This window comes from Neorhizobium sp. T6_25 (assembly GCF_002968555.1).
Lineage (GTDB): Bacteria > Pseudomonadota > Alphaproteobacteria > Rhizobiales > Rhizobiaceae > Neorhizobium.
Genome location: NZ_PVBL01000005.1, coordinates 296,072 through 319,800 on the forward strand (window position 1 = coordinate 296,072; position 23,729 = coordinate 319,800).

General features: G+C 62.2%; 28 protein-coding genes and 1 tRNA gene. 19 read left to right on the plus strand and 10 right to left on the minus strand.

All coding sequences use genetic code 11. The features are described from left to right. Positions 1-7: 7 nt before the first annotated feature. The gene (locus C5L10_RS09650; protein WP_046664509.1) at positions 8-697 is read right to left on the minus strand and encodes an HAD family hydrolase; all 690 of its coding nucleotides are present in this window, start codon (positions 695-697) and stop codon (positions 8-10) included. Between the two features lie 147 nt (positions 698-844). Here C5L10_RS09650 and C5L10_RS09655 point away from each other — a divergent pair, with 147 nt between their 5' ends. The 3 genes from C5L10_RS09655 to C5L10_RS09665 all read left to right on the plus strand — a co-directional run bounded on the left by C5L10_RS09655 (position 845) and on the right by C5L10_RS09665 (position 2,748). Then, positions 845-1,513, plus strand: a complete 669-nt coding sequence (locus C5L10_RS09655; RefSeq protein WP_105429449.1) for a GntR family transcriptional regulator — start codon at positions 845-847, stop codon at positions 1,511-1,513. Between the two features lie 180 nt (positions 1,514-1,693). After that, the gene (locus tag C5L10_RS09660; protein WP_105429450.1) at positions 1,694-2,281 is read left to right on the plus strand and encodes a biotin transporter BioY; all 588 of its coding nucleotides are present in this window, start codon (positions 1,694-1,696) and stop codon (positions 2,279-2,281) included. Beyond that, positions 2,278-2,748 carry a DUF1284 domain-containing protein gene (locus C5L10_RS09665; protein ID WP_105429451.1) on the plus strand — a complete coding sequence of 157 codons (471 nt, stop codon included), beginning with the start codon at positions 2,278-2,280 and terminating at the stop codon, positions 2,746-2,748. Before C5L10_RS09660 ends, C5L10_RS09665 begins: the two co-directional genes overlap by 4 nt. Here the strand turns inward: C5L10_RS09665 and C5L10_RS09670 are convergent. After that, on the minus strand, positions 2,699-3,382 hold the full coding sequence (locus C5L10_RS09670) for a helix-turn-helix transcriptional regulator (protein WP_105429452.1): 684 nt from the start codon (positions 3,380-3,382) through the stop codon (positions 2,699-2,701). The two genes, C5L10_RS09665 and C5L10_RS09670, sit on opposite strands and share 50 nt — an antisense overlap. Positions 3,383-3,455: 73 nt before the next feature. Here C5L10_RS09670 and C5L10_RS09675 point away from each other — a divergent pair, with 73 nt between their 5' ends. After that, complete coding sequence (locus C5L10_RS09675; protein WP_105429453.1) at positions 3,456-3,785, plus strand: NIPSNAP family protein; 330 nt, start codon at positions 3,456-3,458, stop codon at positions 3,783-3,785. Beyond that, on the plus strand, positions 3,782-4,129 hold the full coding sequence (locus tag C5L10_RS09680) for an antibiotic biosynthesis monooxygenase (protein WP_105429454.1): 348 nt from the start codon (positions 3,782-3,784) through the stop codon (positions 4,127-4,129). Before C5L10_RS09675 ends, C5L10_RS09680 begins: the two co-directional genes overlap by 4 nt. On the opposite strand, the gene C5L10_RS09685 is transcribed toward C5L10_RS09680, so the two are convergent. Both C5L10_RS09685 and C5L10_RS09690 read right to left on the minus strand, forming a co-directional pair. Next, the gene (locus C5L10_RS09685; protein ID WP_105429455.1) at positions 4,130-4,477 is read right to left on the minus strand and encodes a DUF86 domain-containing protein; all 348 of its coding nucleotides are present in this window, start codon (positions 4,475-4,477) and stop codon (positions 4,130-4,132) included. After that, on the minus strand, positions 4,477-4,773 hold the full coding sequence (locus C5L10_RS09690) for a nucleotidyltransferase family protein (RefSeq protein WP_105429456.1): 297 nt from the start codon (positions 4,771-4,773) through the stop codon (positions 4,477-4,479). Before C5L10_RS09690 ends, C5L10_RS09685 begins: the two co-directional genes overlap by 1 nt. Positions 4,774-4,919: 146 nt before the next feature. Between C5L10_RS09690 and C5L10_RS09695 the strand changes: the two genes are divergently transcribed. Beyond that, the gene (locus C5L10_RS09695) at positions 4,920-6,050 is read left to right on the plus strand and encodes a site-specific DNA-methyltransferase (RefSeq protein ID WP_105429457.1); all 1,131 of its coding nucleotides are present in this window, start codon (positions 4,920-4,922) and stop codon (positions 6,048-6,050) included. 252 nt (positions 6,051-6,302) lie between these two features. Further along, positions 6,303-7,067 (plus strand): S24 family peptidase, encoded by a 765-nt coding sequence (locus C5L10_RS09700; RefSeq protein WP_172716964.1) that lies wholly within the window; start codon positions 6,303-6,305, stop codon positions 7,065-7,067. Between the two features lie 25 nt (positions 7,068-7,092). Here C5L10_RS09700 and C5L10_RS09705 read toward each other — a convergent pair whose 3' ends face one another. Next, entirely contained in the window at positions 7,093-7,707 is a 615-nt protein-coding gene (locus C5L10_RS09705) for an HAD family phosphatase (protein ID WP_105429459.1), read from the minus strand. A gap of 18 nt (positions 7,708-7,725) precedes the next feature. Then, a complete protein-coding gene (gene mutY / locus C5L10_RS09710; protein ID WP_105429460.1) occupies positions 7,726-8,811 on the minus strand; it encodes an A/G-specific adenine glycosylase in 1,086 nt (361 codons plus the stop codon). An 87-nt stretch (positions 8,812-8,898) separates the two neighbouring features. Between mutY and C5L10_RS09715 the strand changes: the two genes are divergently transcribed. The 6 genes from C5L10_RS09715 to C5L10_RS09740 all read left to right on the plus strand — a co-directional run bounded on the left by C5L10_RS09715 (position 8,899) and on the right by C5L10_RS09740 (position 17,736). Beyond that, positions 8,899-9,402 (plus strand): DUF721 domain-containing protein, encoded by a 504-nt coding sequence (locus C5L10_RS09715; RefSeq protein WP_105429499.1) that lies wholly within the window; start codon positions 8,899-8,901, stop codon positions 9,400-9,402. A gap of 144 nt (positions 9,403-9,546) precedes the next feature. Continuing rightward, complete coding sequence (locus C5L10_RS09720) at positions 9,547-10,251, plus strand: DsbA family protein (RefSeq protein ID WP_105429461.1); 705 nt, start codon at positions 9,547-9,549, stop codon at positions 10,249-10,251. A gap of 36 nt (positions 10,252-10,287) precedes the next feature. Then, complete coding sequence (locus tag C5L10_RS09725) at positions 10,288-13,749, plus strand: chromosome segregation SMC family protein (protein WP_105429462.1); 3,462 nt, start codon at positions 10,288-10,290, stop codon at positions 13,747-13,749. Positions 13,750-14,190: 441 nt separating this feature from the next. Continuing rightward, positions 14,191-16,860 (plus strand): pyruvate, phosphate dikinase, encoded by a 2,670-nt coding sequence (gene ppdK / locus C5L10_RS09730; protein WP_105429463.1) that lies wholly within the window; start codon positions 14,191-14,193, stop codon positions 16,858-16,860. After that, on the plus strand, positions 16,857-17,288 hold the full coding sequence (locus tag C5L10_RS09735; protein WP_046631219.1) for a GNAT family N-acetyltransferase: 432 nt from the start codon (positions 16,857-16,859) through the stop codon (positions 17,286-17,288). The genes ppdK and C5L10_RS09735 overlap by 4 nt, the downstream gene beginning before the upstream one ends. Before the next feature lie 88 nt (positions 17,289-17,376). Then, on the plus strand, positions 17,377-17,736 hold the full coding sequence (locus C5L10_RS09740) for a VOC family protein (protein WP_105429464.1): 360 nt from the start codon (positions 17,377-17,379) through the stop codon (positions 17,734-17,736). Positions 17,737-17,808: 72 nt separating this feature from the next. Here C5L10_RS09740 and C5L10_RS09745 read toward each other — a convergent pair whose 3' ends face one another. Then, positions 17,809-18,087 carry a hypothetical protein gene (locus tag C5L10_RS09745; protein ID WP_105401938.1) on the minus strand — a complete coding sequence of 93 codons (279 nt, stop codon included), beginning with the start codon at positions 18,085-18,087 and terminating at the stop codon, positions 17,809-17,811. Between the two features lie 109 nt (positions 18,088-18,196). Here C5L10_RS09745 and C5L10_RS09750 point away from each other — a divergent pair, with 109 nt between their 5' ends. Continuing rightward, complete coding sequence (locus C5L10_RS09750) at positions 18,197-19,090, plus strand: DUF1499 domain-containing protein (RefSeq protein ID WP_105429465.1); 894 nt, start codon at positions 18,197-18,199, stop codon at positions 19,088-19,090. On the opposite strand, the gene C5L10_RS09755 is transcribed toward C5L10_RS09750, so the two are convergent. Beyond that, the gene (locus tag C5L10_RS09755; RefSeq protein ID WP_105429466.1) at positions 19,087-19,998 is read right to left on the minus strand and encodes an MBL fold metallo-hydrolase; all 912 of its coding nucleotides are present in this window, start codon (positions 19,996-19,998) and stop codon (positions 19,087-19,089) included. The genes C5L10_RS09750 and C5L10_RS09755 overlap by 4 nt on opposite strands. A gap of 222 nt (positions 19,999-20,220) precedes the next feature. After that, on the minus strand, positions 20,221-20,577 hold the full coding sequence (locus tag C5L10_RS09760; protein WP_046664491.1) for a hypothetical protein: 357 nt from the start codon (positions 20,575-20,577) through the stop codon (positions 20,221-20,223). 259 nt (positions 20,578-20,836) lie between these two features. On the opposite strand from C5L10_RS09760, the gene C5L10_RS09765 reads away from it, so the two are divergent. Together C5L10_RS09765 and C5L10_RS33585 are read left to right on the plus strand one after the other, a co-directional pair. Beyond that, positions 20,837-20,913 (plus strand) — tRNA-Pro (locus C5L10_RS09765). A gap of 159 nt (positions 20,914-21,072) precedes the next feature. After that, a complete protein-coding gene (locus tag C5L10_RS33585; RefSeq protein ID WP_172716965.1) occupies positions 21,073-21,339 on the plus strand; it encodes a hypothetical protein in 267 nt (88 codons plus the stop codon). 332 nt (positions 21,340-21,671) lie between these two features. Here C5L10_RS33585 and C5L10_RS09770 read toward each other — a convergent pair whose 3' ends face one another. Beyond that, entirely contained in the window at positions 21,672-22,061 is a 390-nt protein-coding gene (locus C5L10_RS09770; RefSeq protein ID WP_105429467.1) for a putative phosphothreonine lyase domain-containg protein, read from the minus strand. A gap of 84 nt (positions 22,062-22,145) precedes the next feature. Here C5L10_RS09770 and C5L10_RS09775 point away from each other — a divergent pair, with 84 nt between their 5' ends. From C5L10_RS09775 to C5L10_RS09785, 3 genes are read left to right on the plus strand one after another with little or no spacing between them, the layout of a single operon-like run. Further along, positions 22,146-22,994 (plus strand): hypothetical protein, encoded by an 849-nt coding sequence (locus C5L10_RS09775; protein WP_105429468.1) that lies wholly within the window; start codon positions 22,146-22,148, stop codon positions 22,992-22,994. 11 nt (positions 22,995-23,005) lie between these two features. Next, positions 23,006-23,341, plus strand: coding sequence for a hypothetical protein (locus C5L10_RS09780; protein ID WP_172716966.1), 336 nt, complete (start codon positions 23,006-23,008; stop codon positions 23,339-23,341). Further along, positions 23,338-23,559, plus strand: coding sequence for a hypothetical protein (locus tag C5L10_RS09785; RefSeq protein ID WP_105429470.1), 222 nt, complete (start codon positions 23,338-23,340; stop codon positions 23,557-23,559). Before C5L10_RS09780 ends, C5L10_RS09785 begins: the two co-directional genes overlap by 4 nt. The last annotated feature ends 170 nt before the right edge of the window (positions 23,560-23,729 follow it).

Consider the following 23,729-nt stretch of genomic DNA (forward strand, 5'->3'; position numbering starts at 1 on the left):
GGGGCGCTCAGAGCGCCCCGGCCCATTCGCCGAGCGCAGCGATGACCGCCGGCAGGTCCATCATCCGCGAAATCACGGTTTCGGCACCGGCGTCCGTCAATCGGTCGGCATGGCTCGGATAGGTGTGCGATGCCCCGGTAAAACCGACGACGCGCATGCCGGCCGCCTTGGCGCCATGGACGCCATGGGTGGAATCCTCGATCACCAGGCACTTTTCCGGCGAAACTTTGAACTGCTCGGCGGCATGCAGGAAGATATCCGGCTTCGGTTTGACCCGATCCGGCCCAAGATCCTTGGCCGAATAGATATGCGGCGCGAAATAGGGTTTCAGGCCGACCTTTTCGAGCATCACGTCGAGCCGGTGTGTGCTCGAATTGGAGCAGATGCAGCGCTGCGTCGTCAGCCTTGCCAGCGCGAATTTCACACCGTCGATGATCTTCACGTCGCGGGCAAGCCGTGCATCAAGGATTGTCTCGGACTTGTCGAGCAGCGAAGCGGACAGCGGAATATCGGCTTCCTTTTCCACGGTCAGCAGGATGTTCTTCCAGGTCATGCCAGCGAAGCGCTCGCCCATTTCCTCGACGCTGATCGGATAACCCGCTTCGGTCAGTAGCCTGGATTCCACCTGCGCCGCGATGATTTCTGAATCGACGAGAACGCCGTCGCAATCGAAGATGATGAGGTCGAAGCTGCTCATGAGGAAATGCCTTCCATGGGCCTGATATAAGGTGAGGCGGCCTTTTATACGATGGCAGGACAAACCTCAACCAACCGTCGCGCATGGCTGGGACAAGCGGAGCGGGCGGCTCTCGACAAGCGGAAAACGGCGCACTAAGGAACGCTGATGGGCAAGGAACCGGAAGACACCATCGCCAGCCGCATCAGCCGCGTGCTTGCCGACCGCATCGTGCGTGGCGAGCTCGCCCCGGGCGCCCGTCTTCGCCAGGATCATATCGCCGAGGAATTCGAGACCAGCCACGTGCCGGTGCGCGAGGCATTCCGCCGGCTGGAAGCGCAGGGACTGGCGATCAGCGAGCCGCGGCGCGGCGTGCGCGTCGCCTCCTTCGATCTCGCCGAAGTCCGCGAAGTGGCGGAAATGCGTGCCGTGCTGGAGGTGCTGGCGCTCCGTCATGCCGCCCGCCACCTGACCCCGGCCATCCTCGATGCGGCGGAAGATGCGGCCCGTGAGGGCGATGCCGCTGCCGACGTGCATGGCTGGGAGGCGGCGAACCGCCGTTTCCACCGGTTGATCCTCGCCCCCTGCGGCATGAAGCGCCTGCTCGCCTCGATCGACGATCTGCATGCGGCAAGCGCCAGGTTCCTGTTCTCCGCCTGGCAATCCGGCTGGGAAAAGCGTACCGACCACGACCATCGCGCCATCCTCGCCGCTCTTCGGCAGGGCAAGACAGACGAGGCCGCCGCCATCTTGCAGAAGCACGTGCAATGGATCGGCCGTGGCCCGCAGCCGGCCAAGACTGGTGCCGCGCGCGAGATTTTCGCCATCGTCGGCTGACTATTTCAAAAGTTATAGATAATTTTATTTCCGGTGAAGTTTGCCGGAAAGCAGGACATCTGTGTTCGCCGGCTTGGTGTCATGGCGATGAAGCTGCCACCGAGCGCTTGTCATCTGGCGAAAACCATTTCATAAAATAGATGGGAATCAAAATTATCTATAATTTGAGAAGGAGAGCCGATGTCCCTGATTAATTCGTCCCAGACGCTTGTTTTCGATCCCTTTCGACTTGTCGAGCGGTCCGTGCCCGCCAAAGTCCTGTTCGTGCTTGCGGGCACGCTGGTGCTGGCGATCGCGTCCCGGATCGCCGTGCCGATGGTCCCGGTCCCGATCACCATGCAGACCTTCGCGGTGACCATGATCGGCGCTCTCTACGGCTGGCGGCTCGGCGCCTTGACGGTGCTTGCCTGGCTGGGAGAAGCAGCACTTGGAGCGCCGGTGCTCGCGGGTGGGGCGGGCAGCATTGCCGTGTTCGCGGGGCCGACTGCCGGTTATCTCTTTTCCTTTCCGGTGATTGCCGCCGTTGCCGGCTGGCTTGCCGAACGCGGCTGGACCGGGCGGCGCATCCTCGCCAGCTTCTCTGCGCATCTGATCGCAAACCTTCTCTGCCTTGCGCTCGGCTGGGCCTGGCTCGCGGCACTGATCGGCGCTGAAAAGGCGTTATGGGCCGGCGTTGCCCCGTTCATCCTCGGCGCTGCACTGAAATCGGGCCTGGCGGCAGCCGTCCTTGCCGCCGTCGCCTCCCGCAACCGTGCTGCGGTGGAATGACGGTGAGGCTGCGGCCGCATCATCTTCTCTGCATGCTGACCTTTGTCGGCGAGGGCTATAGCCCAGCCTTCGTCGCCAACTATCGTCGTCTCGCCGGCCGGCTTTCCGCCGGCGAGACGATCGAGATCGTTTCCGGCCCCGACGATATCTGCGCTCCGCTCCTGTCGGATGAAAGTGCACATTGTTTCGGTGCTTCGGTTGCCGGTCGCGATGCGGCGGCGCTGGCGGATATCGCCAGCCTGCTTGGGCGGGAGCTAGAGACCGGGGCGGTGATCGCCTCCGATCAGGCACTGTTCGAGAAACTGCGCCGCGCCTTCTCTGCCGGCGTGACCCGCCACGCTTGCACGGGCTGCGAATGGAGCAGCCTTTGCGATCGCATTGCGCAAGAGGATTATGCCGGCGCGCTGGTGATGAAGTTCAGCCCGCCGGAAACAGCGACAGAAATTTCCGCTCGCCGTCCGGCGTAAACAGCACCGCGCGGCTCTCTTCACTGCGCCGTGCCCAGCCGTTTTCGAGGAAATGGGCAAGCAGCGCCTTGCCGAGCGTGCCGGCCAGATGCGAGCGCCGCTCGCTCCAGTCGAGGCAGGATTTGCACAGCGGCCGGCGATTGGATGTGAGCGATGCCACATTGATGCCGAGCGTGGCGAGTTCCCCGCGGCCGTCCTCGGTCATCGTCAGGTTCTCACCATCGCTTTCGATCGCGCCGCGGGCGACGAAACTGTCGAGCATCCTGACCCCGTAGTCGCCGGCCAGATGATCGTAGCAGACGCGCGCCTTGCGCAGCGCCGGATCCTTCGGCCCCGGCCGGTGGCGCAGATGTCCCCTGCTGGCCGCAAACCCCATGATATTTTCGAGCAGCGTGCCGGCGGCCGCGTCGGCAAGCGTGAAATAGCGATGCCGGCCCTGCTTGCGCTGGGCAAGAATGCCGCCTTCCTCGAGCTTGGAGAGATGCGAACTCGCCGTCTGCACCGTCACGCCGGCGGCTTGCGCAAGCTCGGTCGCCGTCAGCGCCTGGCCGCCCATAAGCGCGGTCAGCATGTTGGCGCGGGCGGGATCGCCGAACAGCATCCCGATGCGGGCAATGTCTGGACCTTCTTTCATACTTCGACCGTAACCGAAGCATCTTCGTCTGGCAACATGGCAAAACACCTCCATAACATAAGGAGAGAAAGTCATGATCACCTGTTTCATCCGTTACGAAATCGACCCGTTCAAAAAGAACGAGTTCACGGAGTATGCCCGCAACTGGGGCCAGGCAATCCCGCGCTGCGGCGCCGATTTGATCGGCTATTTCGGCCCCCACGAGGGTTCGGCGACGACGGCCTACGGCGTCTACAATATCGACAGCCTCGCCGCCTACGAAGCCTATCGCGCCCGGCTGATGGCCGATCCGCTGGGCAAGGAAAACTACGCGTTCTCGAAACGCGAGCGTTTCATCCTGAAGGAGGACCGGATCTTCCTCAAGAATGTCTCTATGCCGCACGGAGCTTTGGTAAAGCCATGATCGCCGTTATTTTCGAAGTCATCCCCTATATGGGCGAGCGCCACAAATATCTCGACCTCGCCGGCGAACTCAGATCCGAGCTGGAAACCATCGACGGCTTCATCTCGATCGAGCGTTTCGAAAGCCTCACCCTGCGCGGAAAAATCCTCTCCCTGTCGTTCTGGCGAGACGAGGAGGCGGTCAAGGCGTGGCGCAACCTCGAAAGCCACCGCGCTGCCCAGAAAGCCGGCCGCGGCGGCGTCTTCGCCGATTACCGCCTGCGCATCGGCCATGTCGTCAGGGATTACGGCATGTTCGAGCGGGACGAAGCGCCGAAGGACAGCCGCGAGGTGCATGTGGTTTAGCTATGGCTCCTCGACCACTCGCAGTATCGCTTCTATGGCAAGCCTAAGCTTCGGGATTTCGTCGACGATCACGCCCCAGATGATCTTGTCCGAAAGGCCATGATATTCGAGCCTCAAGACGTTGCCGATACCTCTAATTTTCGGCCACGGAATTTCCGGGCGTGATGTTTTGAGGTCATCCGGAATCCCACGACTTGCCTCCGAGATGATTTCGACGGCGCGCTCCAGACCGAGTTTGAGAATCGGATCGCCGCTATAGTCGGCGAACGATTTGCCAGCGGTCGCATTCTCGATGATGGAGATCGTTTGGCGAATATCGTAAAGAAAATGCCGGACCTCGCGGGACATCAGAAGACCTGCAACGCGGACCTTTCGATCCTGTCCTTCAGAATCGGGTGAAGGCTATCGCGCGTTGTTATATCGACCTCTGTCGCAAGCTCATCTTCCAGGAAAAGCTTGATTCCGACGAGGTCGAATGCATTGAAGCGGCTCTGCGGATCATAATCGATAAACAAATCGAGATCGCTGGTCGGCCCGGCCTCGTCGCGTGCGACCGAGCCGAAAAGATAAAGCGAGGTCGCGCCGAGCGCGCGGATGGCGTCGGCCTGCTTTTTCAGCTTTTCGATCGCTTCACTTCTCTTCATGAGCTAATCCTAGCGCAACCCGCACCATCTTTTCACGCCTCAAAATTTTTCCCGAAATCGTGCACCGCTTCAGGCTTTGGTAACCAAAATAGGTAACCATAACAGGCAGTAAAAATTCGTATCGAGTAGAGCGTAGCGAGTAGCACATGGCAGCAGTTCTTCCGCTGGCCGACCTGAAGCGGCAGGTCCGTCCGGACACTTGGCTAAACTCCATCATCAAGGGCGATTGCGTCGCTGCTTTGGAAGCCTTGCCGGATCATTCCGTCGATGCAATCTTCGCCGATCCACCCTATAATCTCCAGCTCGGCGGCACGCTGCACCGTCCCGACCAGTCGCTGGTCGATGCCGTCGATGACGAATGGGACCAATTCGCCTCCTTCGAGGTCTATGACGCCTTCACCCGCGCCTGGCTGCTCGCCTGCCGCCGCGTGCTGAAGCCGAATGGCACGATCTGGGTCATCGGTTCCTACCACAACATCTTCCGCGTCGGCGCGATCATGCAGGACCTGAACTTCTGGCTGCTGAACGACATCGTCTGGCGCAAGGTCAATCCGATGCCGAACTTCAAGGGCCGCCGGTTCCAGAACGCCCATGAGACGATGATCTGGGCGAGCCGCGACGCCAAGTCGAAGGGCTATACCTTCAACTACGATGCGCTGAAGGCCTCCAACGACGACGTGCAGATGCGCTCCGATTGGCTCTTTCCGATCTGCTCCGGCGGCGAACGCCTGAAGGGCGACGACGGCAAGAAGGTCCATCCGACCCAGAAGCCGGAATCGCTGCTCGCCCGTGTGATCATGGCCTCGACCAAGCCGGGCGACGTCATTCTCGATCCCTTCTTCGGCACCGGCACGACCGGCGCCGTCGCAAAACGTCTCGGCCGCAACTTCGTCGGCATCGAGCGCGAGCAGGATTATATCGATGCGGCTTCCGCTCGCATCGCCTCCGTCGAGCCGCTCGGCAAGGCGGAACTGACGGTCATGACCGGCAAGAAGGCCGAACCCCGTGTCGCCTTCAACACGCTGGTCGAAAGCGGTCTCGTCAAGCCCGGTCAGGTCCTGACCGACGCGAAGCGCCGCCACAGCGCGATCATTCGCGCCGACGGCACGCTCTCGGCAAATGGCGACGCCGGTTCCATTCATCGCCTGGGCGCGAAAGTGCAGGGCCTTGATGCATGCAACGGATGGACGTTCTGGCATTTCGACGATGGCAAATCGCTCAAGCCCATCGATGAACTGCGATCCGTGATCCGAAACGGTATGGCGAAACTGGACTGATCCACCGGTCCCCGCCACATCGACCGAATGCCTTGTCCGGTTTCGTACCTCTAGTCCCGGACGAGGATAATTGGCGCCCGGGAAGGCTGATCCCGGGCGCCATTTCTTTTTTCGGCGTGGCGTTGGCAGCCTCTGCCGCCCGGCCAAACTCGACTTTGCGAAATTTCAGGTATTCCCGCCGTCACCTGCGCTTGATATCGTAGGTTGTACGGGGTTGAACGAATTTCCAATTTAGCGTTTTTTAGAATGTCCATGCCTGTCAATGGCGAGTTGCGCCACCGGATCGAGCGTGCGTTGGCGCGGTTCTCTCCAAGCTGGGAGGGCAGGGATGCCGCGCGCCGTGCCGTGGCGCTGAAGATGCTGATCCTCTGCGAACTGGCCGGCGGCCGCCTGCGGGTCGTTGATGCGCTGGGCCTCAACGACAACACGCTCGACAACTACCGTCACGGCAAGACTGAGCCGCGCCACAGCACGCTCAACATGATGGCGGAACTCGCCGAAGTTCCGATCGAATATCTCGGCAACGACTGGTCGGTCGAGGATGGCGTCATCCATTTTTCACCTCCGGAAATCCCGCCGGCCGGGTTTTTCGAGCCGAGCCCGGTCTGGAATCTCGCCGATCGCATGGTGATCCCGGCTTATGAAGACGTTGTGCCCGGGCAGTCTTCCCTCGACACCACGTGGACGGCCATCCCCGGAGGTTTCTGGGCGAAGCTCTCGGTCGATCCGGAAAACTTGCGGGTCGTCTCCGCGAGCGGCGACAGCATGTCGCCGACGATCGTCGACGGTACGCCTATTTTCGTCGACATCAGCGACCGCAAGTTGGAGGACGGGAGCGTCTATCTGTTCGATGCCGGCGCGGAACTGATCGCCCGGCGGGTGCAGCGGTTTGCCGACGGCAGCCTCGAACTCCTGCCGGACAATCTGGAACGGTATCGTTCGCAGCATGTCCTCAAGGACGGTCTAGCAGAGCTGAAAGTCGTCGGGCGCGTCTGCGCCGCGAGCCGGATCCTCTAGGAACCTGTCCCGCGACCGGACGGTCCTATACCTCGATGCCGTGGGCGATCAGGTCCTGCCGCAGAGTCTCGGCATCCTTGAAATGCACCGCCTGCCAGCCGGCCGCGCGCGCACCTTCGACATTCGCATGGCTGTCGTCGATGAAGATCGAGGCTTCCGGGGTCAGGCCGAAGTCGCGGGCGTGCTTTTCGTAGATCGCCACGTCCGGCTTGATCAGGCCGATCTCACCCGACACGGTGACGCCCCGCGGCTTGTTGAGAAAGGGGAAGATCTGCCTAGCCTCGGCGAACGTGTCGGCGGCGAAATTGGTCAGCATCGTCACGTCGTGGCCCTTGTCGATCAGGCTTTCCATGATCTTGACCGAGCCGTCATAGGCATGCGGCACCATTTCGTGCCAGCATTTGCGGAAGGCGCGGATCTGTTCCTCGCGCTCCGGATATTGCTCGACCAGCAGCGCCTCGGCATCTTCCCACTTGCGGCCGCGATCCTGTTCCAGGTTCCATTCGTGGGTGCAGACGTTCTCAAAGAACCATCTGCGCTCCTCCTCGTCCGGAATGACGCGGGCATAGGGAAGGTTCGGATCGTAATGGATCAGCACCTTGCCGATATCGAAGACGATGTGGTCGATCTTGGCTGCCATGAACAGGTCCCGGGAATATCAGTTCGAGGATTTTTCGAAGGCCAGTGGAATGGCCTGGGTGATGGCTTTTTTCATCACCGTCGGCAAGGCCTGGGCCTCTAGATTTGTGACCGGCTCCCACCAGCCGTCGGCGGTGGTGACCTTCGCGGTCTTCGCCCGGAAGACCGCGAGCCTCAGTTCGAAATGGGTGAAGACGTGGGTGACGGTGCCGGATGCTTCCCATGCGGCGGGGAAGGGCGCGTGGTCCGTCGTGGTCCCGCCGTCGAGGCGCGACGTCCAGGCGGTGGTTGGCACTTCGGTCATGCCGCCGAGGAGCCCGCTGGCGATCCGCCGCCGCAACAGCACTTCGCCCTCCGGCGTCACGGCCACGAAGACGGCGCCGAACCGCACGGGCTTTTCCTTCTTCGCTGCCTTGACCGGAAACCGCTCCGGGTCGTGTTCTGCAAAGGCCAGACAGTCGTCGCGGAAGGGACAGAGCGCGCAGGCCGGCCGTTTCGGGGTGCAGATGGTCGCGCCGAGATCCATCATCGCCTGCGCGAAATCGCCGGGCCGCTCAGTCGGCGTCAGTTCAGCCACCCTCGCCTTCATCGCCGGCTTGGAGCCCGGAAGCGGCGCGTCGATGGCGTAAAGCCGCGAAATCACCCGCTCGACATTGCCGTCCATGACCGCGGACTGGCGGTTGAAGGCGATGGCGGAGACGGCGGCAGACGTATAGTCGCCGATGCCGGGAAGCGCTCGCAGGCCTTCCTCGGTGTCGGGAAACACACCGCCATGCTCGGCCGCAACCGCTTCGGCGCATTTTTTCAAGTTGCGGGCGCGGGCGTAATAACCGAGGCCCGCCCAGGCGGCCATCACGTCCTCGACCGGGGCGGCGGCAAGGTCGGTCACCTTGGGCCAGAGCGTCAGGAACTTGGCGAAATAGGGTTTCACCGCCTGCACGGTCGTCTGCTGCAGCATCACTTCCGAAAGCCAGACGTGGTAGGGATCGGCCCGTTTCCCGGCCTTTGCCGCAGCCGGGCTCACCCGCCATGGAAGCTCCCGATGGTGCCGGTCGTACCAGGTCAGCAGCTTCTGCGCATGGGTGGTGTGGATCGTCTGGAGCATTGTTTGCCGTAATGGGAAGAGATGGCGTATAGTTGTGGGAATAGTGCGCCGGCATCAAGGCCTGCCGGGGCCGCAATGGCGGGCGTCATGAGTTATCCCAAGAAACGCGAGCTGCAGATATCGGAGATCGCGAACGGCATCATCGATCCGGTGCTCGCCCGCCGCGCTGGCATATCGACGGCGCTGCTCGGCTCGTGGGACGAGATCGCCGGCGAGGACTTTGCCGATTGCACGCGGCCGGAAAAGATCGCCTGGCCGCGCCGCGACGAGGGCGCCGGTTCGGGCGGCGGTCATCAGGCGGGCGTGCTGACGATCGCCTGCGAAGGGGCGCGCGCTCTTTTCCTCACCCATGCCCAGGGCGAGTTGATCGCCCGCATCAACGCCTTTTTCGGTTTCCCGGCGGTGCGCCAGATCCGCATCGTCCAGAAACCGGTCTCCCAGACCTTCAAGCATCCCCGCAAGCCGCCGCCCTTGAAGGGTGAGGCCGCCAAGCGGCTGGAAACCATGATGGAAGGCATCGAAAGCGAGGCGCTCAAGAAGGCTGTGGCAAGACTCGGCACCGCCGTCCTGCAGCAGAAACGCAAGGTCTGAGAGATAAACCCGCCGATCCTCTTGATAGACCTCCGATTTGTCACAATTCTTTGAAGAGATTTGCCTATCGACAGCTTGTTCGCGCTGGGGCGCCGCGATACGGAATGTCACCTTTATTGAAGATCTCTCGCACACGGGTGTTCCATGCAGATGAACGAAATGACCATGACCAGGCGCGCGCTTCTCGGCGGAGTGGCCGTCACCGCTGTTTGCCTAGCCTTGCCGCTTGGTGCTTCCGAAGCTATCGCGCAGGAATTGCCGGAGTCCCAGGGCACCGTGGACATGGCCGCTGCACTGAAGCCGGGTCCGCTGCCGGAAATGGCGCTGGGCGACGAAAAGGCGAAGGTCATGATCATCGAATACATGTCGATGACCTGCCCGCACTGCGCGAATTTCCACAACAAGACTTTCGAGACGATCAAGACCAACTATATCGATACCGGCAAGGTGCGCTTCATCCTCCGCGAATTCCCGTTCGATCCGGTCGCGACCGCCGCTTTCATGCTTGCCCGCTGCAGCCCGCAGAACGCCGCCGAGCTTTCGACGCCCGCCCAGTATTTCCCGATGGTCTCGATGCTCTTCAAGCAGCAGCGCGGCTGGGCGGCGCCTGCGGACGGAAATGTGCGTAATGCGCTGCTCCAGGCGGTCAAACTCGCAGGTTACTCACAGCAGACTTTCGAGGCCTGCTTGACGAACCAGAAGCTTCTCGATGAAGTGAACGCCGTCGTTAAGAGGGGCGCGGACGAGTTTGGCGTCAATTCCACGCCGACCTTCCTGATTGGCGGCAAGAAGTATTCGGGAGATATGTCTGTTGAATCCATGTCCAAGCTCATCGACAGCCTGTTGTGAGCACGCCTTCCCTGACGGGAAGGTGAGGGGCGCGGCATGAAGTTCAACAAGCTGCGCGTTCTCGGATTCAAGTCTTTCGTCGAACCGACGGAATTTATCATCGAGCGCGGGCTGACCGGCGTGGTCGGCCCGAACGGCTGCGGCAAGTCGAACCTCGTCGAGGCGTTGCGCTGGGTGATGGGAGAAAACTCCTACAAGAACATGCGCGCGTCCGGCATGGACGACGTGATCTTCTCGGGCTCCGGCAACCGGCCGGCCCGCAACACCGCCGAAGTCGGCCTCTATCTCGACAATTCCGACCGCACGGCACCTGCCGCCTTCAACGATTCCGACGAAATCCAGGTGACCCGTCGCATCGAACGGGAGTCCGGCTCCGTCTACCGCATCAACGGCAAGGAAGCCCGCGCCAAGGACGTGCAGCTTCTGTTTGCCGATGCCTCGACCGGCGCCCGCTCGCCTTCCATGGTCGGGCAGGGCCGCATCGGCGAACTGATCCAGGCAAAACCCCAGGCGCGTCGCCAGTTGCTCGAAGAGGCGGCCGGCATTTCCGGCCTGCATTCGCGCCGCCACGAGGCGGAACTGCGGCTGCGCGCCGCCGAAGGCAATCTCGAACGTCTGGACGACGTGCTCTCGCAGCTCGAAAGCCAGATCGAGAGCCTCAAGCGTCAGGCCCGCCAGGCGAGCCGCTTCAAGACCCTGTCGGCCGATATCCGGGCCCGTGAGGCGATGCTCCTGCATATCCGCTGGGTGCAGGCCAAGGAGGCGGAAGGCGAGGCGGAAAGCGCGCTCAATCAGGTAACCAGCGTCGTTGCCGAAAAGGCGCAGGCGCAGATGGAGGCCGCCAAGCAACAGGCGATCGCCAGCCTCAAGCTGCCGGAGCTGCGCGAGGAGGAGGCGAAGGCCGGTGCCGCCCTGCAGCGCCTGCAGATCGCCCGCGGCCAGCTGGAGGAAGAGGCAAACCGCCTGCTGAAGCGCCGGGACGAACTGACCCGCCGGCTCGTCCAGCTCGGCGACGATATCGGCCGCGAAGAACGGCTCGCCGCCGACAATACCGCCTTCCTCGAAAAGCTCGGCGAGGAAGAGGCCGAACTCAACGACATGCTCGCCGATTCCGGCTCCGAAGCCGAAGAGATGCGCGAGACTTTCGAGGCTGCCGCGGCGTCGCTTGCGGCGAGCGAAGCGCTGTTTTCGGCAATCACCGCCGAGCGCGCCGAGGCAGCCGCCGGGCGTCACCAGCTCGAACGGCTGATCCGCGATCTCGCAGAGCGCCGCCAGCGCCTCGACCGGCAGCTTGGCGATGCCACGGGCGAGCTTGACGCCATCAACGAACGGCTATCCGCCCTCGACGATCCGGCCGAAAGGCGTGAAGCGGTCGAGGCGGCGGAAATCGCCGTCGAGGACGCGACGATCGCGGTCGAAGACGTGGAGGCGGCACTTTCCGCCGCCCGCTCGGCCGAATTGATGGCCCGCGGCCCGGTGGAGGCTGCACGCTCTGCGCTCAATGCGCTGGAGACCGAGGCCCGCACCATTTCGAAAATGCTCGCAGCCGGTGCCACGTCGGGGGATTTCGTCGCGGTCGCCGACATGATCCGCGTCGATCGTGGTTTCGAGGCGGCCCTCGGTGCAGCGCTTGGCGACGACCTCGAAAGCCCGGTCGATGCCTCGGCTCCGACCTACTGGTCGGTGAATGGCGACGGTTCCGGTGATCCCGGCCTGCCCCAGGGCGCCCAGCCGCTGATCGCGCATGTCACCGCGCCGCCGGAACTGTCGCGCAGCCTTGCCCAGATCGGCGTCGTGGCTTCGGCGGAGGGCCAGCGGATGATGCGCCTGCTGCGGCCCGGCCAGCGCCTGGTGACCCGCGAAGGCGCCGTCTATCGCTGGGACGGCCACGTGACCGGCTCCGAGGCGCCGGGTGCGGCTGCCTTGCGCCTATCCCAGAAGAACCGGCTCTCGGAACTGGAAGCCGAGATCGACGAAGCGCGCATCGTTCTGTCCGAAACTGAAGTGGCGCTCGCCGCCGCCGCATCCGAAATCACCTCCGCCGAACGGCGCCTCACCGTCGCCCGCGATCGCGCCCGTATCGGCGCGCGCCAGCTGTCCGAAGCCCGCGATGCGCTGGCCGCCGCCGAACGTGCAGCCGGCGACCTGATGCGCCGCCGCGACGTGGCCGGCGAGGCGGTGAACCAGGTGACGACGCAGATCGAGGATCTCGGCGTCCAGGAAGAAAACGCCCGCATCGAGCTCGAGGATGCACCCGATATTTCCGATCTCGACAACCGGCTGCGCGATCAGCAGGCGATTGTCGCGACCGATCGCGGCCTGCTCGCCGAAGCGCGCGCCCGTTACGAGGGCCTGAGCCGCGAGACCGAAGCTCGCAAGCGGCGCCTGGCAGCGATCGCCCAGGAGCGTGCCTCCTGGACGGCCCGGGCGGCGAGCGCCGCCGATCATATCGCCAGCCTCAGAGAGCGCGAGGAAGAGGCCCGCGAGGAGATCGCCGATCTCGAAGCTGCGCCCGAGGAGTTCGACGACAAGCGCCGCGCGCTGCTGACCGAGTTGCAGAAGGCGGAAGAGGCTCGCCGCGCCGCCGCCGACCGGTTGGCCGAAGCGGAAACCCATCAGCGCGAGGCTGACCGGATTGCCACCGTCGCGCTGTCCGAACTGGCCGAGGTGCGCGAAAAGCGGGGCCGTGCCGAGGAGCGTCTGGTTTCGGCTGCCGAGAAGCGCCATGAGAGCGAGAACCGCATCCGCGAGGCGCTCAATGTCGCGCCCCACGAGGTCCTGCGGCTGGCCGGCCTGAAGCCCGACTCGGCGCTGCCGGACGTCCGCGAGATCGAGCGCGAGATCGACCGCCTGCGCATGGAGCGCGAAAGGCTCGGTGCCGTCAACCTGCGCGCGGACGAAGAGCAGAAGGAGCTTTCCGACAAGCTCGACAACCTGATGCGCGAGCGCGCCGACGTGATCGACGCGATCCGCAAGCTGCGCGGTGCGATCCAGAGCCTCAACCGCGAAGGCCGGGAGCGGCTGCTGGCCGCCTTCGACGTGGTCAATGAGCAGTTCCAACGGCTCTTCACCCATCTCTTCGGCGGCGGCACGGCGGAACTGCAGCTGATCGAATCGGACGACCCGCTCGAGGCCGGTCTTGAAATCCTCGCCCGCCCGCCGGGCAAGAAGCCTCAGACCATGACGCTTTTGTCAGGCGGCGAGCAGGCGCTGACGGCGATGGCGTTGATCTTCGCCGTCTTCCTCACTAATCCGGCGCCGATCTGCGTGCTGGACGAGGTCGATGCGCCGCTCGACGATCACAATGTGGAACGTTATTGCAATCTGATGGACGAGATGGCGGCATCGACCGAGACCCGTTTCATCATCATCACCCATAATCCCATCACCATGGCCCGCATGAACCGCCTTTTCGGCGTGACGATGGGCGAACAGGGCGTTTCCCAGCTCGTTTCCGTCGATCTCCAGACCGCGGAGCTTCTGCGCGAGGCGAGCTGAATGGGTGCCGTTGTTGCGAGTTGCATTCTCTAGCGACGTGATTTACGTCAATTCATTGACTAGCATCAATTTTTAAAGCTGCATCCGGGGGTAAACTACCTGCGACCTACGTAGAATCACCCATATGGGGGATGTAATTTTCTGACTATTGTTATTTTGTGGACCGTGGAATTGGAACGCGCTTGAGCGTCCATACGCTTCGCAGTCCAGCTCAAAGTTTCCTACCCCCCGTCCGGGTTTCCTGTCCCGGGCGGAAAGCTTTGCGGGGCCGCCTGTGATCCGGCCCCGCAAAGCTTTGTTTTCCAGCGCTGCCAGGTCGATTTGACGCCTGTATCCGGCCGCTCTTGTTGCGACGCAACATATTCCTGCCTAGATCCGTTTCCAAACCGTCATAAAACTTGTAGTTATTGCGCAAAAGACTGCGACGGGTGGAGAGCAGCAATGTCGAAATGGGTCTATCGCTTCGGCGGTGGCGAGGCGGAGGGCCGCGCCACGGATGTCGAGCGGCTGGGTGGCAAGGGCGCCAATCTCGCCGAGATGGCAAGCCTTGGCCTGCCCGTTCCTCCAGGACTGACCATCGTTGCCGATGCCTGCGTTTTCTATTTCGAGAATGGCAGGACGCTTCCGGACGACCTGAAGGCGCAGGTCCTCGAAGGCATAACCGCGATCGAAGGGCTGACGGACCGCGTCTTCGGCGGCAAGACGAAGCCGCTGCTGCTTTCCGTGCGCTCCGGCGCCCGGGCATCCATGCCCGGCATGATGGATACCGTCCTCAACCTCGGTCTCAACGACGAAACGGTGCAGTCGCTCGGGCACGACGCCGGCGATGCGCGCTTTGCCTGGGACAGCTACCGCCGCTTCATCCAGATGTATGCCGATGTGGTCATGGGCCTCGACCACGAGATTTTCGAGGAGATACTCGAGGACGAGAAGGCCCGACTCGGCCACGACTACGATACCGATCTTTCCGCCGTCGAATGGCAGCACGTCGTCAGCCTCTACAAGAGGATGATCGAGGACGAGTTGGACACCAGCTTTCCGCAGGATCCGCATGTGCAGCTCTGGGGCGCCATCCGCGCCGTCTTTTCGAGCTGGATGAACCCGCGTGCCATGACCTATCGCATGCTCCACCGCATTCCGGAGGAATGGGGCACGGCCGTCAACGTCCAGACCATGGTGTTCGGCAATCTCGGTTCGTCCTCGGCGACCGGCGTCGCCTTCACCCGCAATCCCTCGACCGGCGACAAGGCGCTCTACGGCGAGTTTCTGGTCAATGCGCAAGGGGAAGATGTCGTCGCCGGCATCCGTACGCCGCAATCGATCACCGAGGAAGGGCGTATCGCTTCCGGCTCCGACAAGCCGTCGATGGAAAAGCTGATGCCGGAAACGTTCGCCGAGTTCAAGGCGATCTGCGACCGGCTGGAAGCCCATTACCGCGAAATGCAGGATCTCGAATTCACCGTCGAGCGCGGCAAGTTATGGATGCTGCAGACCCGCTCCGGCAAGCGCACCACCCGCGCGGCGATGAAGATCGCCGTCGACATGGTGGAGGAGGGCGTCATCACCGAAGAAGAGGCGGTCTGCCGCATCGAGCCGCCCTCGCTCGACCAGCTTCTCCACCCGACCATCGATCCGCGCGTCGAGCGCCACGTGGTCGGGTCCGGCCTGCCGGCTTCCCCGGGTGCCGCCACCGGCGAGATCGTCTTCACCGCCGAAGAGGCGGTCGAGGCGGAGCACGAAGGCCGCAAGGTCATCCTGGTGCGCATCGAGACCAGCCCTGAAGACATCCACGGCATGCACGCTGCCGAAGGCATTTTGACCACCCGCGGCGGCATGACCAGTCATGCCGCGGTCGTCGCCCGCGGCATGGGCATCCCCTGCGTCGTCGGTGCCGGCTCGATGAGGGTCGACCTGCGCAACGAACTCCTGATCGGCGCCGGCGTGACGCTGAAGCGCGGCGACACGGTTACGATAGACGGTTCCTCCGGGCAGGTGCTGAAGGGCGCGGTGCCGATGATCCAGCCCGCACTCTCCGGCGATTTCGGCAAGCTGATGGCCTGGGCCGACAAAACCCGCCGCATGACGGTGCGCACCAACGCCGATACGCCGCAGGACGCCCGCGCCGCCCGCTCCTTCGGCGCCGAAGGCATCGGCCTCTGCCGCACCGAGCACATGTTCTTCGAGGGCGACCGCATCCACGTCATGCGCGAGATGATTCTCGCCGAGGACGAGAAGGGCCGCCGCGAAGCGCTCGGAAAACTCCTGCCGATGCAGCGCTCGGATTTCATCGAGCTGTTCTCGATCATGCACGGCCTGCCGGTGACGATCCGCCTGCTCGATCCGCCGCTGCACGAGTTCCTGCCGAAGACGGAAGCCGAAATCGCCGAGGTCGCCAAGGCGATGGCGATGCCGCCGGCCTTCCTCGCCCGCCGCATCGACGCCATCCACGAGTTCAACCCGATGCTCGGCCATCGCGGCTGCCGGCTGGCGATCTCCTATCCCGAGATTGCCGAAATGCAGGCGCGCGCCATCTTCGAGGCGGCGGTGGAGGCCGGAAAGCTGACAGGCGAACCGGTCGAGCTGGAAATCATGGTGCCGCTCGTCAGCCTGCGCAAGGAACTGGACTATGTGAAGGGCGTCATCGACCGTGTCGCCGAGGATGTCGCGACGGAAACCGGCGTTCCGATCGCCTATCTCGCCGGCACGATGATCGAGCTGCCGCGCGCAGCCATCCGCGCCCATGTCATCGCCGAGACGGCCGAGTTCTTCTCCTTCGGCACCAACGACCTGACCCAGACCACCTTTGGCATGTCCCGCGACGATGCGGCGGCCTTCATCCCCACCTATCAGAGGAAGGGCATCATCGAGCACGACCCGTTCATCTCGCTCGATTTCGACGGCGTCGGCGAGCTTATCCAGATGGCCGCCGAGCGTGGCCGCCGGACCCGCAACGACCTCAAGCTCGGCATCTGCGGCGAACATGGAGGCGACCCCGCCTCGATCCGCTTCTGCGAGGATGCCGACCTCGACTACGTCTCCTGCTCACCCTTCCGCGTGCCCATCGCCCGCCTTGCCGCGGCCCAGGCGGCGATCGAAAGGAGGAAGGGATGAACCAGGTTACCGTTCTCGCCGTGCCCGTCTTCAGCACGCTCTGCAACGAGGGTTTCCGCCTTCGCCGCGAGGTCTTCATCGTCGAGCAGAACGTGCCGGCCGACATGGAATTCGATGCCGACGACCTGACCGCCTTCCACTTCGTGGCCGTCGTTTCGGGTGAAGTCTGCGGCACGCTGCGGGTCATTTACGCGGAAGACTGCGTCAAGATCGGCCGGGTCGCGGTCACCAGCCCGTGGCGCGGCAAGGGTGTCGCCAGCGCCATGATCCGCGCCGCCATGGAGGCCCACGGGCAAGCGCGGGACAACCGCTTTCATCTGGCGGCCCAGAGCGACAAGATCTCCATGTACGAACGTTTCGGCTTCAAGACCTATGGGGAAGAGTTCTTCGACGTCGGAATTCCCCATTACAACATGAAGAACTTCTGAAGCCGGCCATCTTCGTTTCTGCCGGTGAGGGTTAGGACAGCGGCTTGGCCATGCTATCTTCCCCGCCAAGAGCGACAGGGAGGAAAACATGCCGCGCCTGGACCATGTCAATATTCATACGCGCGACGCCGACGCGATGATCGCGCTCCTGGGCAGCGTGCTCGGGGCCGAGGAAGGCTACCGGCCGCCCTTTTCCGATCCGGGCCGCTGGCTTTATCTGGACGGCCATCCCTTCATTCACCTGAGCATGGTCACCCGTGACGAAGATTTTCCGCCCGGCATGTTCAACCATGTGGCTTTCGGCTTTTACGATCACGACGCGGCCGTCGAGAGGATCACGGCGACGGGTTACCGCTTCGAACACGACGCCATACCCGATACCGACATCGGCCAGATCTTCGTCTACGGCCCGGAAGGCGTGAAGATCGAGCTGCAATACCGCCGGTGATCGAGGGGAAGGGATGACCACCCGGCATGTCAGGCGATGGTGATCCGCAGCGCTGGGATTGTCTCCAATGGCTCAGCGCCGCTCGACGATCACCCGGCGCTCGACCACCATCGGCCGCCACATCATCGCATCGGCACGGGACTGCATCGAACGGCCTTCGGCGCGGCGGTCGAGTTCGATGTCGAGCATGCAGCGCGCCATCGCATCCGTGCCGCGCCTGAAGCCGTAGCTGGCGCAGGTGGTCTCGTCCGCCGCGCGGCGTTCCTCCGGGGTCATCGTCTGGCAGCCGGCCAGCAGGGCGCCCAGCGGGGCAATAAGCGAGGCGACGAGGAGAAGGCGGTGAGGGCGCATGACATGAACTCCTTTTCATTCGGCCGGGCTGCAACCTTGGGATTCCATTCCGGGCGAAGCTGTTTTACACAGGAGCAAGCGCTTTTGCCATGGAGCCTTTGCCGATCCCATGCCCGTCCGTTTTGTCCGGCCCGTTTCCCATTCGGCCTATACGGCCCGCAGGCTGGCCCTATCGGCGCTGGCGTTGTTCGTCATCGCCGCGCTGGGCCATCGTTTCGGCCCGCTCACAACCCCGGATTTCCTGGCGCTGCTGTTCCTCTCGGCGGCGATTGCCGCCGTTTCGGTGCCTCTGTCGCTGATTGGCCTGATCCGGCTCTGGCAGGTCGGCGCAACCGGTGGCGTCGCGGCGACGAAAGGGTTGATCTATGCCGGTGTCCCGCTTGCCGTGGTGGCGACCGGCGCCTTCTATTATTACACCCTGCCGCCGCTCTTCGACATTTCCACCGATATTGCCGACCCGCCGCCATGGGTAGCCGAGCCGAAGGCCGGCCAGAAATGGCTGCCGCGCTCGACGATCCTTACGCCTGCCGATCGGCGGGTGCAGTTCGCCGCCTATCCCGGCCTCACCGGCAGGCGTTACGAGGGCGCCCTCGACCGCGTCTATCAGGGTGTGCAGAAGGCGGTGCTTTCCGCCCGGATCGCGATCACCAAGAAGGAAGGCGTCGAACTGATCGCGCCGGACATCGCCCAGCGTCCCGCGCCGCAGGACGAACAGGCACCGGTGCCCGACGTGGCGCCGATCCCGCTGCCGCGCCCGGAACCCTCGCTCGCACCGGTTTTTGTCAATGCCGGCGATGTCCTGCTGCAGGGCGAGACCCGCACCCTGGTTTTCGGCCTGCGTTTCGACCTGGTGATCCGGCTGCGGGAAGACGCCGAGACGACTTCCGTCGATATCCGTGTCGCCTCGCGATACGGGCCGCATGACCTTGGAATGAGCGAAGCCATTGCCGAGGATTTCCTCGACCGGCTCGATACCGAACTTCTGGGGATAGCCGGGAACTAGGCCGGCCAGTAAGCACCCGCAAGCGACGGCGGGCCTTCGGTCAGCACACGGCCTTTCTCGACCAGGTCTTCCAGATGCGCGAGCACGGAAAGGGCAGCTGCCCCATGCAGGCGCGGGTCGGTGCTGGCATAGATCACCTTGACCATGTCGGGGATCAGCCGGTCGCCGGCCTTGATGCGCTCCAGCACGGCCCGTTCGCGCATGCGCCGATGGGTGCGAAGCCCCCGCAGGAACGAGCCCGGCTCCTTCACCGGACCGCCATGGCCCGGAAAGAAGATGCGGTCCTCGCGCGGCAGCAGCTTTTCGATCGAAGCCATGAAATCCGCCATCGACCCATCCGGCGGCGCGACGATCGTGGTTGCCCAGGCCATCACGTGATCGGCGGAAAACAGCACGCCGGTTCCTTCCAGCCCGAAGGCGGAATGGTTGGCCGTGTGACCGGGCGTATGCACGGCCGTCAACGCCCAGCCGTCCCCCTCGATCAATTGCCCGTCGGCAACCGCGATGTCGGGCACGAAACCGCTATCGGCGCTTTCCGCGAACGGGTTGACCTCGCCCGCATGCAGCGGCCGCGAGGCCCGGTGCGGCCCTTCGGCGACGGTGACCGCGCCGGTTTCTTCGCGCAGCCGGCGGGCGAGCGGGGAATGGTCGCGGTGCGTGTGGCTGACGAAGATGTGGGTGACCTCGCGCCCCTTCAGCGCCGCCATCAGCGCTTCGAAATGCGCCTCGTTCTCGGGCCCGGGGTCGATGACCGCGACCGAGGAACCGCCGACGATGTAGCTATTGGTGCCGTGAAAGGTGAACGGCGACGGATTGTTGACGGTCAGCCGCTGCACGCCTTCGGCAACACTGACCGGCACGCCATAGGAAGGGGTGAATTCCATGTCGAAGGTAATGTCTTCCGCCATGCCGTGCCTCTGCGCCTGATGCGATCTCGATGACGGCCGTCGCGGCATTGCCGTTCTGCGCCGGGCCTCTGATCGCGTCGTTTAAACTGTTCAAGGCGCTCGTGAGATCTAGCATCGCTTTCGCTGCGGTGCATTCGGAAATTGCCGCCGGCCCTTACCCTATCGGGCGGCGGCCGGCGGCTTTCATGACTTATGTCGTCCGCTTGCGCGGGCTGACGCGCCTCAGCTGGCGGTCAGCAGTTCCGTGCAATAGCTCGGGCCGTTGGCGCCCGGACGATCGGAGATGATGGTGATGTCGCGGATCACGTAGCTGGAGGAGACGGTGATCTTGGCGGTGCAGCTGACGCTGGCGGTGCGGCCGCCCTGCTGCTTGATGCGGTTATAGCCGCCACGCCAAGTATAGACGGTCGTGGAGCCCTCGTCGATATCGCTGATCGGCGGGCTGAATTTCGCGAAGAACTCGCCGGCCGAATGACCCACCCAGCGGGTCTCGATCGGATTGCTGGCAACGCTGACGGTGGTGCAGGCCGAAAGGGCGAGCGCGAAAAGGGCAGTCGATGCGATGACGCGGCGGCTCATGATCCTGAAAAATCCTTCATGTCTTCTGTTGTGCCTGGGAGGCAAGGTTTTCGAGACTGCACGTAACAGATTTTTGTCAGGCTTCGCGAGGCGATGAGCGCCCGCCGACATCAATTTTGTCCTGCGCCGCTTTTTTGCAACGCCCAGGTTTTCCGCCTTTCCGTAGCCGGGTTGCTGGCGATCGCAATGCTGTCGCATATTTTTCATGGGCGGCGCTTGTACAATGAAAAATGCTGGTCTATAGAGGCGCCGCTGGTCACGGAGTGTAGCGCAGTCTGGTAGCGCACCACGTTCGGGACGTGGGGGTCGAGTGTTCGAATCACTCCACTCCGACCAGCTTGATTTTGCTCGCTTTTTCCCGAATTTTTGCGAGTGCTTTTCTGCCCTAAATTGGCGGACCCGACAGAAATCCCGACAGTTATTTTTCGAGCTGTCGCGATGCTGCTTTCACCGATAACTTACGTTTCGATCGGACCTCAACTTTAGGTATGTGCCATGCGTGACATCAAAACATATTCGAAGTGGGTCACTTTTCAGCATCCGTTCAAACTTCCGAGCGTAGGTCGTGATCTTTTGCCGCCAGGCACGTACGAAATCACTGTCGAGGAGCGAACCGATTTCATTGCTGGACATCCCAGGGTGTCGAAGGTGAACCACATCAATTTTCCAGAGAACTTCTTCAAGGAAGGTCAACTCGATATCTCGGCCATGTTGAATAAAGGCGAGCTTGAAAAAGCGATTGCCGATGATGCGGCAGCTTGAAGTGTGGCGCGGAGGCTGGAATCGAACCAGCGCACTTAGCGGTGACTAATTGCTACCTTGCAGCGTCCGAGCAGTCACGCCGTTACCGCTATATCCAGGCCGTTCAGGCCTTCGCTCTACCAGACTGAGCTACCGTCCGCATAAATCAAGATTGGTCATGTCGTTGGTGTCAGACCCCGTAAGCAGCACTAAAAAACATCCTGCTGTTTACGGGCTCTGACACCTCGATACGCTCGACCCTGTTATCCATCTCGGAATCGAGCACCCGACCAGCGCAGAAGATGGAGGCGCTGGGACGACACTGAACGATGGTTGATCCGTCGGCGGAAATCTCAAGACGGTTTCAAAGCCGGGCTCTCAAAATCGTCAGAGCTGTAAAGGTATTCATCTCTGCCATCAGCGGTCGCACGGTCGCTCTTGTAGAGCAGCTCGTCCGTGATCCCGATTTCGCGCAGGACGGCAAGGGTTTCCGTGACTGCATCGACATCCGACGACCGGCAGTAAACACAGACGAGTTCATGGCCAATCTGCTTCCGTAGGTGAGGTGTCGATTTCTTGGCGGCGAGGAGCCTACCCTCGACTGCTGCGTCTTCGAGTTCCTCCCAAACGCGGCCGATGTCTGGGACAAAGATCGGCACCAGCCATTTGCCTGTCGACTGCTGATCGCTGTCGGCAATGACAGAGCGGAAATCATTTCTAGAGAGAGTGGGAAACCAGAGCATCGTGATCCTTGAAGACGTCGGGACGACCGATTGATTCTGGTGGTCTGCCGTGCATGATGCAACCGGGATAATGAGGGGGCACACATGAAGAATATTGCAGGAAATTTTGGCGTCTCCGTCTTCGGGATTGCGACGTTTTTGCTGACGGTCGTCGCGGTCGTTGCAGTCAACCATTTCACAGGCTTCAACTTCTTCACACTGAGCTTCTTCGTTGTAGTTCCAGCGGGCGCTCTTCTCTGCGGCGCGGCCGCTGCGAGTGGCTATTATTTTGGGGCATTGCTGTTTCACACGCGACCGACCGCGCTAATCCTGATCCAAATCCTGATCGTCGCTGCCCTGGCTCAGACAGCTATCTACTACGGCGAATATCGACTGCTCGACCTGGGCGATGGGCAGATGGCGTCGGATGTCGTCAGCTTCAGCGAGTACCTTGATGTCTATCTAAGCCACACAAGTCTGCGGATCGGCAGGGCGGGAACAAACACTGGAGATATTGGCGACTATGGTCGTATCCTGGCGTTTATTCAGTTCCTTGGATTTATCGTCGGCGGAGTGTTCGTGTGGCTTATGCTTCGCGTGTATCCCGTCTGCGAGAAGTGCGGACGATATCTCCGCACCCTGGCAAAGAAGCAGCAAATGTTTTCTTCCCAGGAAGACTTTTCCAAATACTACGACAACCTGTTTGAAGTCCCGGTCGATGGCCCGCACTTCGAGCAGCTGATGAAGTGGCAGCCCGGAAAAGGCGAGAAGATCGTCAAAGGGACGGTGCAGACTGAGACAACGTTGAGAGGCTGCCCTCATTGCCATACGCAACGCATCTCCCAGGATGTTAAGGTCCGAGGTGACAAAGAGTTTCGCGACGTTCCGCAGCTTACCAGGCACATCCGTATCCCTGACGGAATCGACCTTAAACCGATCCTGAAGGCAGTCTGATGAAAGGGCAAATGACACCTGAACAAGAACGCCTGCTGATACAAATCAACGAAGACTTCGACGAGCATCACGACGTTGTAAATCGAAATTTGCGGATTAAGCGCATGCCGACCGGACCGGGCTTCCGGCTCCGTGATCTCGATTTGTATGAGAAATTTCTTGACAGCACTGCGGCCGAGCAAACGGCATTTATGGAAGCCGCGCATCCGGACGAGATTGATTTTTATGAGCAGCTGCTGATAGCCCGGGCCGAATACGAGATCGCTGAGGAACGCGGTCATACGCCGCTGACCCAGGAGCGTATCGATAGGTATCCAGAGCGATATCGCTGGGAGCCGGAGAAATGATTCAGCGCCCCGACACACATCCACTGGTCCTCTATTTTAACGGACAGATTTCGTCCGCCGTTGCCGTTCGCTCGCTCAAAATCCGAGATCACGCTGCGCTGCTGGTCTACCTTGGCGATGCCGGGCTGCCGATACCGCTGCCGTCTGAAGCCGAAATCGAGGAGCAGGTGGCGACTTTTCCCAATGTTATGCCGGTCATGAGGCCGGAACAGGCATGACGGTCAACGAGGCGTCTTGACTCTCATCAAAATTAGAACAAAATAGGAACACATTCCGTTTAGACGGGAGTGTGAACCCTTTTATGAAACATCGCCGCAGCATTGACCTGACCCGCATGCCTGACCCGCCTGTGATCGTCGACAGGCCGAAGGAAGTCGCTCTCTTAGAA

What these genes read in the sequence shown, in the direction of transcription:
- C5L10_RS09650 (WP_046664509.1), bottom strand. Translation starts at nt 697, where the DNA reads ATGAGCAGCTTCGACCTCATCATCTTCGATTGCGACGGCGTTCTCGTC.
- C5L10_RS09655 (WP_105429449.1), top strand. Translation starts at nt 845, where the DNA reads ATGGGCAAGGAACCGGAAGACACCATCGCCAGCCGCATCAGCCGCGTG.
- C5L10_RS09660 (WP_105429450.1), top strand. Translation starts at nt 1,694, where the DNA reads ATGTCCCTGATTAATTCGTCCCAGACGCTTGTTTTCGATCCCTTTCGA.
- C5L10_RS09665 (WP_105429451.1), top strand. Translation starts at nt 2,278, where the DNA reads ATGACGGTGAGGCTGCGGCCGCATCATCTTCTCTGCATGCTGACCTTT.
- C5L10_RS09670 (WP_105429452.1), bottom strand. Translation starts at nt 3,382, where the DNA reads ATGAAAGAAGGTCCAGACATTGCCCGCATCGGGATGCTGTTCGGCGAT.
- C5L10_RS09675 (WP_105429453.1), top strand. Translation starts at nt 3,456, where the DNA reads ATGATCACCTGTTTCATCCGTTACGAAATCGACCCGTTCAAAAAGAAC.
- C5L10_RS09680 (WP_105429454.1), top strand. Translation starts at nt 3,782, where the DNA reads ATGATCGCCGTTATTTTCGAAGTCATCCCCTATATGGGCGAGCGCCAC.
- C5L10_RS09685 (WP_105429455.1), bottom strand. Translation starts at nt 4,477, where the DNA reads ATGTCCCGCGAGGTCCGGCATTTTCTTTACGATATTCGCCAAACGATC.
- C5L10_RS09690 (WP_105429456.1), bottom strand. Translation starts at nt 4,773, where the DNA reads ATGAAGAGAAGTGAAGCGATCGAAAAGCTGAAAAAGCAGGCCGACGCC.
- C5L10_RS09695 (WP_105429457.1), top strand. Translation starts at nt 4,920, where the DNA reads ATGGCAGCAGTTCTTCCGCTGGCCGACCTGAAGCGGCAGGTCCGTCCG.
- C5L10_RS09700 (WP_172716964.1), top strand. Translation starts at nt 6,303, where the DNA reads ATGCCTGTCAATGGCGAGTTGCGCCACCGGATCGAGCGTGCGTTGGCG.
- C5L10_RS09705 (WP_105429459.1), bottom strand. Translation starts at nt 7,707, where the DNA reads ATGGCAGCCAAGATCGACCACATCGTCTTCGATATCGGCAAGGTGCTG.
- mutY (WP_105429460.1), bottom strand. Translation starts at nt 8,811, where the DNA reads ATGCTCCAGACGATCCACACCACCCATGCGCAGAAGCTGCTGACCTGG.
- C5L10_RS09715 (WP_105429499.1), top strand. Translation starts at nt 8,899, where the DNA reads ATGAGTTATCCCAAGAAACGCGAGCTGCAGATATCGGAGATCGCGAAC.
- C5L10_RS09720 (WP_105429461.1), top strand. Translation starts at nt 9,547, where the DNA reads ATGCAGATGAACGAAATGACCATGACCAGGCGCGCGCTTCTCGGCGGA.
- C5L10_RS09725 (WP_105429462.1), top strand. Translation starts at nt 10,288, where the DNA reads ATGAAGTTCAACAAGCTGCGCGTTCTCGGATTCAAGTCTTTCGTCGAA.
- ppdK (WP_105429463.1), top strand. Translation starts at nt 14,191, where the DNA reads ATGTCGAAATGGGTCTATCGCTTCGGCGGTGGCGAGGCGGAGGGCCGC.
- C5L10_RS09735 (WP_046631219.1), top strand. Translation starts at nt 16,857, where the DNA reads ATGAACCAGGTTACCGTTCTCGCCGTGCCCGTCTTCAGCACGCTCTGC.
- C5L10_RS09740 (WP_105429464.1), top strand. Translation starts at nt 17,377, where the DNA reads ATGCCGCGCCTGGACCATGTCAATATTCATACGCGCGACGCCGACGCG.
- C5L10_RS09745 (WP_105401938.1), bottom strand. Translation starts at nt 18,087, where the DNA reads ATGCGCCCTCACCGCCTTCTCCTCGTCGCCTCGCTTATTGCCCCGCTG.
- C5L10_RS09750 (WP_105429465.1), top strand. Translation starts at nt 18,197, where the DNA reads ATGCCCGTCCGTTTTGTCCGGCCCGTTTCCCATTCGGCCTATACGGCC.
- C5L10_RS09755 (WP_105429466.1), bottom strand. Translation starts at nt 19,998, where the DNA reads ATGGCGGAAGACATTACCTTCGACATGGAATTCACCCCTTCCTATGGC.
- C5L10_RS09760 (WP_046664491.1), bottom strand. Translation starts at nt 20,577, where the DNA reads ATGAGCCGCCGCGTCATCGCATCGACTGCCCTTTTCGCGCTCGCCCTT.
- C5L10_RS33585 (WP_172716965.1), top strand. Translation starts at nt 21,073, where the DNA reads ATGCGTGACATCAAAACATATTCGAAGTGGGTCACTTTTCAGCATCCG.
- C5L10_RS09770 (WP_105429467.1), bottom strand. Translation starts at nt 22,061, where the DNA reads ATGCTCTGGTTTCCCACTCTCTCTAGAAATGATTTCCGCTCTGTCATT.
- C5L10_RS09775 (WP_105429468.1), top strand. Translation starts at nt 22,146, where the DNA reads ATGAAGAATATTGCAGGAAATTTTGGCGTCTCCGTCTTCGGGATTGCG.
- C5L10_RS09780 (WP_172716966.1), top strand. Translation starts at nt 23,006, where the DNA reads ATGACACCTGAACAAGAACGCCTGCTGATACAAATCAACGAAGACTTC.
- C5L10_RS09785 (WP_105429470.1), top strand. Translation starts at nt 23,338, where the DNA reads ATGATTCAGCGCCCCGACACACATCCACTGGTCCTCTATTTTAACGGA.